The following is an 11,122-nucleotide window of genomic DNA, read 5'->3' as shown; positions in this document are numbered from 1 at the left end:
GAGGTTGGGTTGCCCACCCCCCCACACTAAAAACCCCGCGCTGGGCGCGGGGGTTTCCCCCCCGCGGGGGGGGGGCCCGGGGGGTCGCCCTCCCCCCGGGCCCCCACGGCGCTCCTCAGCGGGCGGCTGTCCGTCGCAGCGCGTCGGCGGCCCCGCCCCCGGTGCGCAGGGGTACCGGGTCATGATCAGAAGTGGCGTCCGCCAGGGCCGACGGCCGGGACAGCAGTGTGGGACTGCGCCCGGCGCGGCCCTCTCCCAGGATCTGCCAGCCGCCCCGCGTCAAGGTGATGTAGGCACCGCAGCGCAGGCCGTGCAGGGTGCATGCGTCTCGCAGCCCCCACATCCAGGCCCCGTCCTCCTCCGTCCAGCGTTCGTCGCCCTCGCGGCAGTAGAGCAGTACCGCGGTGCGTACCGGGGTGCGCCGCCGGAGGTCGTGAGGGATCACCCGGCGCAGATGGGCCAGCAGTGCGTTGCGGAATTCCCAGCCGTCGGTGGCCAGGCCGGATCTCCGGGTGAACGAGGCGCTGGCGGTGAGCCGTTCCTCGTGATCGAGGACGGCGACGATCGCCGTCGCCGGCGCCGGCCGGTGCCGCGCGTGGAGACCGCCGACCACCTCGCGTGGACTGCGCAGCAGGGGTATCCCGGCGGCAGCCCACTCGGCCGGTTCCAGCATGCGGGCGACCTGGTTGACGCTGCCGGCGGACGCCGACAGTGAACTGGCTGCGGACGGAGCGAATCCGAAGGTCACGGTCCTCCCTTCGCTACGCGCCCACCGGGCGGGCAGGGTCGAATGACGGCGCGCCGCGGCACAGCCCTTCCGGGCCCGCGAAAGACCGTGCGGGGAGCGACTCCAATTCTTCCTGTCGTATCGGCAGGCGGCAACGAGCAATTGATCCGGCTGACTGGTATCTGACGGAATGACACAGATATCCCTGCCCGCTCCGTGGGAAACGAAGCCCTGCGCGGCGCCCTGACCGCGGGACCAGTGGCAAGGAGCGCGGGGAGCCGGCGGGGACCGCGCGAAGCGCCGTCGGCTCGGGGGCCGCGGGGATCCGCTCGGAGGTCCCTTCCGGGGGTGCCCCCGGTGCGGTGCGACCGGTGCCGGCCGTCCGCCGGTTCGCGTGATGCCGGTGGCGTCGGGTTGCATGGAGGAATGAGCGACATGGATGTGCGTGCCGAGGCCGATGCTGTGCTGTCCCGTCTCGTGGGGCGCGGTGACGGCGAGGCGCGGCTGCGCGAGGATCAGTGGCAGGCGATCGAAGCCCTGGTGCTGGAGCATCGCCGGGCGCTGGTGGTGCAGCGCACCGGGTGGGGGAAGTCGGCGGTCTACTTCGTCGCCACCGCGCTGCTGCGACACCGGGGCGCCGGCCCGACGGTGATCATCTCGCCCTTGCTGGCGCTCATGCGCAACCAGGTCGAGTCGGCGGCCCGGGCAGGCATCGCGGCCAGGACGATCAACTCCGCCAATCCGGAGGAGTGGGACGCGATCCAGGCCGAGGTGGAGGCAGGCGCGGTGGACGTGCTCCTGGTGAGCCCCGAACGACTCAACTCCCCCGACTTCCGGGAGGCGGTGCTTCCGCGCCTGGCCGCGACGACGGGACTGCTCGTCGTCGACGAGGCCCACTGCATCTCCGACTGGGGGCATGACTTCCGGCCCGACTACCGGCGTCTGCGCACGATGCTGGCCGAGCTCCCGGCGGGGGTCCCCGTCCTGGCAACCACCGCCACGGCGAATGCCCGGGTGACGGCGGACGTCGCCGAACAGCTCGGTACGGGCGGCAGCGAGGCGCTGGTCCTGCGGGGACCTCTGGACCGGGAGAGCCTGCGGCTCGGGGTGCTGGAGCTTCCGGATGCCGCGCATCGCCTGGCGTGGCTGGGGGAGCGGCTGGGCGACCTGCCGGGGTCGGGGATCATCTACACACTGACGGTGGCGGCGGCCGAGGAGGTCGCGGCCTTCCTGCGGCAGAGCGGGTATGCGGTGGCGTCCTACACGGGGAAGACGGAGAACGCGGACCGGCTGCAGGCCGAGGAGGATCTGCTCGCCAACCGTGTGAAGGCTCTGGTGGCCACCTCGGCCCTGGGGATGGGTTTCGACAAGCCGGACCTGGGCTTCGTGGTGCATCTGGGATCGCCGTCCTCACCCATCGCCTACTACCAGCAGGTGGGGCGTGCGGGGCGCGGAGTGGACCACGCGGACGTGCTGTTGCTGCCGGGCCGGGAGGACGAGGCGATCTGGGCGTACTTCGCGTCTGTGGGCTTCCCTCCCGAGGAGCAGGTACGGCGCACCCTCGCGGTTCTGCAGGATGCGGGGCGGCCGCTGTCGCTGCCGGCCCTGGAGCCGCTGGTCGATCTCCGGCGTTCGCGCCTGGAGTCGATGCTGAAGGTCCTCGACGTGGACGGGGCGGTCAGGCGCGTGAAGGGTGGCTGGACCGCCACCGGCCGCCCCTGGACGTACGACGCGGAGCGGTACGCCTGGGTCGACCGCCAGCGCAAGGCGGAGCAGCAGGCCATGCGGGACTACGTGGCGACCACTGGCTGCCGGATGGAGTTCCTGCAGCGGCAGCTCGACGACGAGAAGGCCGCACCGTGCGGCCGCTGCGACACGTGCGCCGGTCCCTGGCTGGACGCCTCGGTGTCCCCCGGGGCACTCGCCGGAGCCGCGGGTGAGCTGGAACGCCCCGGGACGGAGGTCGAGCCCCGACGGATGTGGCCCACCGGCATGGCCGCTGTCGGCGTCGACCTCAAGGGCCGAATCCCGGCCGGTCAGCAAGCTGCCGTGGGCCGTGCCCTCGGGAGGCTCTCGGACATCGGATGGGGAAACCGGCTGCGCCCCCTGCTCTCGGAGCAGGCGGAGGACGGGCCGGTTCCCGACGACGTGCTGAAGGCGGTCGTCACGGTCGTGGCCGACTGGGCACGCTCGCCCGGCGGTTGGGCGACCGGAGCGGCCGACGCGGCGGAGAGGCCGGTCGGGATCGTAGCGATGCCCTCCCGTAACCGTCCACGGCTGGTGGCTTCCCTGGCCGAAGGGCTTGCCCAGGTGGGCAGGCTGCCATTGCTGGGTGCTCTTGCCTACACCCCGGAGGCGGACGGGCAGGCGTTCCACCGCAGCAACTCCGCCCAGCGGCTGCGTGCGCTCGCCGCCTCGTTCGCGGTGCCGCAGGATCTCGCCGCCGCTCTGGCCGCCACGCCCGGTCCGGTCCTGCTCGTGGACGACTTCACCGAATCCGGCTGGACCCTTGCCGTGGGGGCGCGTCTGCTGCGTCAGAGCGGGGCGGGTCCGGTGCTTCCGCTGGTGCTCGCCCAAGCCGCGTGAGTCGCGGCCCCAGGCGGGCGGCCGCTGTCTGATGGCGGGGCCTCCGCGGAACGGAACCGGCTGGCCCGCGGAGGCAAGCCGCGCTCCGCATGCGGTGGCGCGAGTGCCGGGGCGGTGCGGGGGCTGAAGCGCGCCCGCGGACCTGCCGGGAGGGCCATGGCTTCGGGCCCCCGTCCGCGGTCGCGCTGGTCGGCCCGGGCCACCTGGCGCCGGTCCGGCACCGGCCGGACACGACGGCAGCGGTGGCGGACACGCCGCCGGACGAGCGGGGAGCGCTTTCGGACCGGTGGTGAGGTGTGTGCTGCGCATGCCGCCATGCAACCCGATGACACGGACTTTCCGCATCCAGCTGTCGACCCCTGTGGACAACAGTTATCCACAGGGGTCGCGGAATCCGGCGTCCCGCGGGACGGTCGTGCCATGAACGAGCACGACGAAATCCCCGGTCCGTCCGACGCGCAGCAGATCACCTTGCGCGGTCCCGCCGAACTCGCCGACGCCCTCCCGTACCTGATGGGGTTCCATCCCGACGACAGTGTGGTCATGGCGGCACTGCACGGTGGGCGCGGCCGCTTCGGCGGTCGGCTCAGGCTGGGCATCCCACGTGATCCACTGGAGTGGGAGCCGGTCGCCGGGCAGCTCGCCCGCAGCCTGATCGAAGGCAGTGAGAAGCGTGGGTCCCGCCCCGACGCGATCATCGTCTTCCTCTGCCAGGACCCGGCCGAGGGGGAGAGCGCACCGAGGGTGATGGAGCGGCTGCGGCCACTTGCCCAGTACCTGCGCACTGCCTGCGGAGCGCTCGACGTCCCCGTGCTCGAAGCGCTCTGCATCTCCGACGGACGCTACTGGTCCTACTGCTGTCCCGACGAGCGCTGCTGCCCGCAGGAAGGCAACCCCCTGGCGCTGCCGGGCACGACGGTCATGGCCGCCGCGGCGGCGTACGCGGGCATCCAGGTGCGCGGCTCGCTGCGCGACATGGAGGCGCGGCTGACCCCCGGGGACGCGGGGGCGGCGCGGGAGCAGGAGCGGGCGCTGGACGCCGCGGGAGCCGGCCTGGTGTCCCGGATCCTCGACCCCGGGGGGCGTGGAGCGGTTGCCGCGGAGACGCTCCGGCTCGCCGGTGAGCTCAGGGAGCGCCTCGGCAGCGCTCCGGCGGCGGGGCCCGCCCTGGCCGACAGCGCGGACGACCGTCTGATCACGGCGGAGGAGGCCGCCGCGGTCATCCTCGGACTCCAGGACCGTGATACCAGGGACCGGGCGGCGGAGTGGATGGAAGGCCGCGAGGCGGAAACGGCCTTGCGGCTGTGGCGGGCACTCGCGCGCCGCTGCGTCGGTCCCTTCGTGGAACACGCGGCCGCCCCGCTGACGCTGGCCGGCTGGGTCTCGTGGTCCATGGGTGACGAGGCAGGCGCCCGGGTGGCCCTGGGGCTCGCACTGCGGGCCGATCCGCACTACACGTTCGCCCAGCTCCTCCACCAGGCGTGCAACCAGGGCCTGGACCCGGAGACGTTGCGGCGCTGCCTCCGGGGCGAGCGGGCCACACGCGCCGGTAAGGGGGAGGAAGGCGGGTCCGGCGCGCGGGCCCGGCGAGGGGCGGGCCGGTCGGCGCCCTGCCCGGCGGGTGCGCCCGACGCGAAGCGGAAACGGCGGCCGGCCGGGGTGCGCGCGCCCTCCGGTTCCCGACCGGGCCGGGACACCGGCCGGGAACAGGCCCGGGGCGCCCGGCGCCTCAGCAGGCGTGGCGCAGGCGGACGCTCGCCGGGCAGTCCCGGCTGACCTGTCGCGGTGGTGGCCGCGCGGCCCTCGCGACCGAGGCGGGCGCGGACACGGTGCCGTCGGCCTCCACGAGGTAGCTCGAGCGCGCCCGCGACCGCCGCGGGCGCGGGCACGGTCCGGCGGGGAACGGGAGTCGCCGGGGGAGTGTTTATCGTCAAGGAGACGACTATGATTTCGGCATGCCGTCCTACGACCCGTCGACCTTCCCGCCCTTCGCTGTCACCGTCGACCTGGTTGTCCTCACGGTTCGACGTCACGCCCTCTGCGCTCTGGTGGTGCGACGTGGTGAATCACCGTTCAGAGGCCGCTGGGCCCTGCCCGGCGGATTCGTCAGGGCCGATGAGGACCTGGGTGCGGCCGCGGCGCGGGAGCTCGTCGAGGAGACGGGGCTCTGTGCCCATGACCCGTCCGCCCCGGCTCCGGGAAACGGAGCCCACCTGGAGCAGTTGGCCACCTACGGTGATCCGGGTCGCGACCCGCGGATGCGGGTCGTCAGCGTGGCACATCTCGCGCTCGCGCCCGACCTGCCTGCGCCGCGCGCGGGAGGGGATGCGAACAGTGCCCGCTGGGCCTCCGTGGAGGATCTGCTCGGCCCGGGAGACGGGTTCGCGCGCGAGGACGGGGAGTCCGCGCCTCTGGCCTTCGACCACGCGCGCATCCTCGACGACGGGGTGGAGCGGGCTCGCTCGAAGATCGAGTACTCCTCGCTGGCCACCGCGTTCTGTCCGCCCGAGTTCACCGTCGGCGAGTTGCGCAGGGTGTACGAGGCGGTGTGGGGAGTCGTGCTGGACCCGCGGAACTTCCACCGCAAGGTCACGGGCACGCCCGGCTTCCTGGTGCCGTCGGGCGGGACGACGACGCGCCAGGGAGGGCGTCCCGCGCAGTTGTTCCGAGCCGGAGCGGCGACGGTGCTCAACCCTCCGATGCTGAGGCCGGAGGTCTGAGGCAGGAGGTCTGACCGTGCTCGGCCCTCCGGTCCTGTGGCGGCCGGAGGTCTGAACACGTCCGGTGCGGACCGTCCGACTCGTAGGCGGCCGGCAGACGGCTTGTCGGCCTGCGGAACACCCGCAGAACCACCGGTGCACCAAAAGTCTGAAATGTCGCGTTATCTTGCTGGGGTACCCACCTGCCGCCGAGCGGTCACCCCCTCCGTGAGAGAAGCGATGCTCCAGGCCATCGGACTCACCAGCGCCCCGCGCCACGACCGTCCTCCATTCGTCGAGGACCTGACCTTCGAAGCCCCGTCCGGCTGCGTCACGGCGCTGCTCGGCGCCCCGGGCTCCGGCAAGACCACCGCCCTCCGCCTGATGCTCGAGATCGAAGCAGGGCGAGGTGTCACCTACTTCAAGGGCAGGCCACTGCACCGCATCGGTCATCCCGCCCGTGAAGTCGGGGTGCTGCTCGGTGACGTCCCGGGGCACCCCGCGCGCACCGCTCGCGGCCAGCTCCGGATGCTCTGCGCCGCAGCCGGGGTCCCGGCGTCGCGGGCGGACGAACTACTCGAGGTCGTCGGGCTGGCGGGCCTCGGGGATCAGCGCATCGGGACCCTTTCCGCCGGCATGGACCGAAGGCTCGGCCTCGCCTCGGCGCTGCTCGGCGATCCCCACACCCTCGTCCTGGACGAGCCCGCCGAGGGACTCTCGCCGCGCGAGAGGAGCTGGCTCCACGGCCTTCTCCGCGCGCACGCCGCCGAGGGCGGAACCGTCCTTCACGCGATCAGTGACCCCAGGGAAGCGGCCCACGCGGCCGACCGTGTGATCACCATCGACGGAGGGCGCCTGGTCGCGGACCAGGATGTCCGGGAATTCGCACGCACACGACTGCGTCCCCGGGTCGCCGTGCGGACACCGCACGCGGCCAGGCTGGCCGCGGTGGTGAGCCGCGAGGCCCGTGCCGCCCGGCGTTCCGTCGAGGTGGTCGCCGAGGGCGGCGCCCGGCTTTCCGTGTACGGGAGCAGCTGCGCGGAGGTGGGGGACGCGGCCTACCGGCACGGCGTTCCCGTCCACCAGCTCGCCGACGAGACCGGCGACGCCGGTCCGCCGGCCGTTCCGGCCGCGGACCCGGACGGCGGACCGCGCCGGATCGTCCCGCCGGGGCCCGCCTCGACCGTCGCGATCTCGCAACTGCCCCCTCCGATCACCGTGCGCCCGGCCCGCGGCCCTCTGCGCCCGCTGCGGTACGAACTGCGCCGGCTCTTCGGCGTCAGGACAACGGCACTGATCCTGGCGGGTGTTCTGGCGGTCTCGGCGGGCATCTCGGTGCTGCTGGCCCGCACCGGAGGGACGCCGCTGCCCCGCCTCCTGGCGGCCTGGCCCGATCTGCTGCCGCTGCCCCCGGCCGCGTTCGCCGCGGGACTGCTGGGTGCCCTCTGCTTCGGCGACGAGTTCCGCTACCCGGCGCTCGCCGCCGGGCGCGGCACGGTCCCCCGTCGCCTCGGGCTGCTGGTGGCCAAGCTTCTGGTCTCCGGGGGCGTCGCCGTACTGCTCGCCGGGCTCTCCGTCCTGGCCAACGCCGAAGCCCTGCGCCTCGTCTACGGCGGGGACCTCGTGACGGTCCCGGTGAACGCTCCGCAGATGACCGCCAGTTGGCTGGGGCTCTCGATCGGGTGCGCGTGGGCAGGCCTGCTGGGGGCGGGCGTGTTCCGGCTGGCCCTCGCCGGTGTCGCCGCGGTCCTGGCCGTCCCTGTGCTCGTCCTGCCGCTCGTGCAGAGACTTCTCGCGGGGCCGTCCGTCCGCTCCGTGGCGGGGCTGCCGGGCCGCCTGCGCGAACTCGGCTGGCTGCAGTGGCCGAACGAGGCCGACCGATGGGCGATGGCCGCGGTGCGGGTGGTCACCCAGCCCGTCGGACTCGCGCTCTCCCTGTCGTTGGCCGCCCTGGTCTGCGCCTATGCCTTCACCGGCCTTCGCGGGAGGGCCCGTTGGTGACCGCGGAACCCCAGTTCGACCGTGCCATCGGGGCAACTCTCTTGTAGGGGGCGTTTTATACCGATAACGCGTCAATTGAGAGGTGGGTGCCGATCACCCTTTCGTGTGCTTTTCAGCAAAGACCTCAAGGGGCGGCTGAGCGGCGCCGACAAAGGATGCGTGAGTACCCTTGCGCACACCATGATGACCGCCGCCCGCTCCGCCGATTCCGGCCTCGCCGGCCCGGGCGAACTCGACCGCTACCCCTACACGGAGGCGCCGGCCGGCGAGCGCGCCGCGCTCCGTTCCTGGGGTGGCGCCGATACGGAGCTGGGGAGGGCGGGCCGCCGGGGCGCCGCGGGCAGGGGCCGTGGGCTTCACGGCCAACTTGTCCAGCAGCTCGGCCAGATGATCGTTTCCGGTGACCTCGGTGCGGACCGGCCGCTCGTGCCGGAGGAGATCGGTCAGCGATTCGAGGTCTCCCGCACCGTTGTGAGGGAATCCCTTCGCGTTCTCGAGGCCAAGGGCCTTGTCAGCGCCCGGCCCAACGTCGGCACCCGGGTGCGCCCGGTGAGCGACTGGAATCTGCTGGATCCCGACATCATCGAGTGGCGGGCCTTCGGGCCGCAGCGTGATGACCAGCGCCGCGAGCTCGAGGATCTCCGCTGGACCATCGAGCCACTGGCCGCCCGTCTGGCCGCCGGTCATGGGCGCGAGGACGTTCAGCAGAGGCTCGGGGACATGATCGAGATCATGGGGCATGCGATGGGGCAGGGCGACGCCCTCACCTTCTCCAGGGCCGATGCCGAGTTCCACGGTCTGCTCATCCAGGCGGCCGGCAACCGCATGCTGGAGCATCTCTCCGGGATCGTGTCGGCGGCGCTGCACGTCTCCGGAGGTCCCGTCACCGGCTGTGACCGGCCGGCCGAGGCGTCTCTGGGGCACCACGCGCGTATCGTCGAGGCCCTCGCGTCGGGTGACTCGGCGGGAGCCGAGGCGGCCATGCGGCAGCTGCTCGTCGGCCACGCCGACGGGGACCGGGTGGTTCCCGCGCCCCGCGAGCACTGAGCACCGCGGGGCCGGACCGTGCGGTCCTCGGGGCCGCCGGGCCTGACGGCTCGGCGGCACGTCGGGCGGACTTGCGGCCTCTGGTTATGTTTGTCGCGTATGAGGTGTGACTCGGGCCACGCGAATTGGGCGTAACACTCCTCGAAACAGTGCGATGACTTAAGAGGTGACCGCCGCGGAAGGAATACAGCAGCCACGTAGTGCGCTGTGCAGTTCTGAGGCCAAGCCCGCGCCGTCGGCGACATCCCCAGTCGACGGTCGTCGGTACCAGCCCCCTTCAGGGCAGGGCCGGAAGCCGTTTCCATCGTTCCGAGAGGTTGTTCGTGTCGGCCAGCACATCCCGTACGCTCCCGCCGGAGATCGCCGAGTCAGAGTCTGTGATGGCGCTCATCGAGCGGGGAAAGGCTGATGGGCAGATCGCCGGCGATGACGTGCGTCGGGCCTTCGAGGCTGACCAGATTCCGCCAACCCAGTGGAAAAATGTTCTGCGCAGCCTCAACCAGATCCTCGAGGAAGAGGGTGTGACGCTGATGGTCAGTGCCGCGGAGTCGCCTAAGCGCGCCCGCAAGAGCGTCGCAGCGAAGAGCCCGGTCAAGCGCACCGCCACCAAGACTGTTCCGGCCAAGACGGCCGTGACGCGGACCGTCGCGGCATCCGCCGCCCCGGCGGCCGAGAGCACGGACGAGGCAGCCGGCGACACCGTCGCCGCCCCCGCGAAGAAGGCCGCGGCCAAGAAGACGGTCGCCAAGAAGGCCGCCGCCAAGAAGACCGCGGTCAAGAAGACCGCGGCGAAGAAGTCAGGCAAGCAGGACGACGAGCTTCTCGACGGCGACGAGGTCGTCGAGGAGGTCAAGGTCGGCAAGGGCGAGGAAGAGGAGGGCGAGGGCGAGAACAAGGGCTTCGTCCTCTCCGACGACGACGAGGACGACGCGCCCGCGCAGCAGGTCGCCGTCGCCGGTGCCACGGCCGACCCGGTCAAGGACTACCTCAAGCAGATCGGCAAGGTTCCCCTCCTCAACGCCGAGCAGGAGGTGGAGCTGGCCAAGCGCATCGAGGCCGGTCTCTTCGCCGAGGACAAGCTCGCGAACTCCGACAAGCTCGCGCCGAAGCTCAAGCGCGAACTGGAGATCATCGCCGAGGACGGCCGCCGGGCGAAGAACCACCTGCTGGAGGCCAACCTCAGGCTCGTGGTGTCGCTGGCCAAGCGTTACACCGGCCGCGGCATGCTCTTCCTGGACCTCATCCAGGAGGGCAACCTCGGTCTGATCCGTGCCGTGGAGAAGTTCGACTACACCAAGGGCTACAAGTTCTCCACGTACGCCACCTGGTGGATCCGCCAGGCGATCACCCGCGCCATGGCCGACCAGGCCCGCACCATCCGCATCCCGGTGCACATGGTCGAGGTCATCAACAAGCTCGCCCGTGTGCAGCGCCAGATGCTTCAGGACCTCGGGCGTGAGCCCACTCCCGAGGAGCTGGCCAAGGAGCTCGACATGACCCCTGAGAAGGTCATCGAGGTCCAGAAGTACGGCCGCGAGCCGATCTCCCTCCACACCCCGCTGGGTGAGGACGGGGACAGCGAGTTCGGAGACCTGATCGAGGACTCCGAGGCCGTCGTGCCCGCGGACGCGGTGAGCTTCACCCTGCTCCAGGAGCAGCTGCACTCCGTGCTCGACACCCTTTCCGAGCGTGAGGCGGGCGTCGTCTCGATGCGTTTCGGCCTCACCGACGGGCAGCCGAAGACGCTGGACGAGATCGGCAAGGTCTACGGGGTGACGCGAGAGCGCATCCGCCAGATCGAGTCCAAGACGATGTCGAAGCTCCGTCACCCGTCGCGCTCGCAGGTGCTGCGCGACTACCTCGACTAGGAGCGGGTTCCGGAAGTCCCGCCTGTCCGCCCTCCTGGCGGACGGCGCAACATCCGGAGCACGCCCTTCGGGCGACGACGCACATGGGCCGGGCCCGGAACCTCCTGAGGTTCCGGGCCCGGCCCATGTCCGCGTGCGGCGGGCGCGGCGGGGGATGACGCTGAGTGGGCAGTGTTCACCCAGGAGTCAGGAGC

General features: G+C 72.0%; 7 protein-coding genes. 6 read left to right on the top strand and 1 reads right to left on the bottom strand.

The genetic code is table 11. From position 1 onward, the window contains the following. Nucleotides 1-115: 115 nt before the first annotated feature. Nucleotides 116-748, bottom strand: coding sequence for a hypothetical protein (locus tag ACFXOA_RS25870; RefSeq protein WP_385033177.1), 633 nt, complete (start codon nucleotides 746-748; stop codon nucleotides 116-118). Between the two features lie 405 nt (nucleotides 749-1,153). On the opposite strand from ACFXOA_RS25870, the gene ACFXOA_RS25865 reads away from it, so the two are divergent. The 6 genes from ACFXOA_RS25865 to ACFXOA_RS25840 all read left to right on the top strand — a co-directional run bounded on the left by ACFXOA_RS25865 (nucleotide 1,154) and on the right by ACFXOA_RS25840 (nucleotide 10,928). Next, the gene (locus ACFXOA_RS25865; protein ID WP_385033174.1) at nucleotides 1,154-3,313 is read left to right on the top strand and encodes a RecQ family ATP-dependent DNA helicase; all 2,160 of its coding nucleotides are present in this window, start codon (nucleotides 1,154-1,156) and stop codon (nucleotides 3,311-3,313) included. A 420-nt stretch (nucleotides 3,314-3,733) separates the two neighbouring features. Next, complete coding sequence (locus tag ACFXOA_RS25860; protein WP_385033171.1) at nucleotides 3,734-5,089, top strand: DUF4192 domain-containing protein; 1,356 nt, start codon at nucleotides 3,734-3,736, stop codon at nucleotides 5,087-5,089. 179 nt (nucleotides 5,090-5,268) lie between these two features. Beyond that, nucleotides 5,269-6,033 (top strand): NUDIX domain-containing protein, encoded by a 765-nt coding sequence (locus ACFXOA_RS25855; protein ID WP_385033168.1) that lies wholly within the window; start codon nucleotides 5,269-5,271, stop codon nucleotides 6,031-6,033. Between the two features lie 219 nt (nucleotides 6,034-6,252). Beyond that, the gene (locus ACFXOA_RS25850; RefSeq protein ID WP_385033165.1) at nucleotides 6,253-8,013 is read left to right on the top strand and encodes an ATP-binding cassette domain-containing protein; all 1,761 of its coding nucleotides are present in this window, start codon (nucleotides 6,253-6,255) and stop codon (nucleotides 8,011-8,013) included. Between the two features lie 159 nt (nucleotides 8,014-8,172). Then, nucleotides 8,173-9,060: a FadR/GntR family transcriptional regulator gene (locus tag ACFXOA_RS25845; protein WP_385033162.1), complete on the top strand. Its 888-nt coding sequence runs from the start codon at nucleotides 8,173-8,175 to the stop codon at nucleotides 9,058-9,060. Nucleotides 9,061-9,383: 323 nt separating this feature from the next. Continuing rightward, nucleotides 9,384-10,928, top strand: coding sequence for an RNA polymerase sigma factor (locus ACFXOA_RS25840; protein ID WP_385033159.1), 1,545 nt, complete (start codon nucleotides 9,384-9,386; stop codon nucleotides 10,926-10,928). The last annotated feature ends 194 nt before the right edge of the window (nucleotides 10,929-11,122 follow it).

It is taken from the genome of Streptomyces sp. NPDC059166 (assembly GCF_042755185.1).
Lineage (GTDB): Bacteria > Actinomycetota > Actinomycetes > Streptomycetales > Streptomycetaceae > Streptomyces.
Note: the sequence above shows the minus strand (reverse complement) of the source record. Positions and strands in the feature narration are given on the sequence as shown.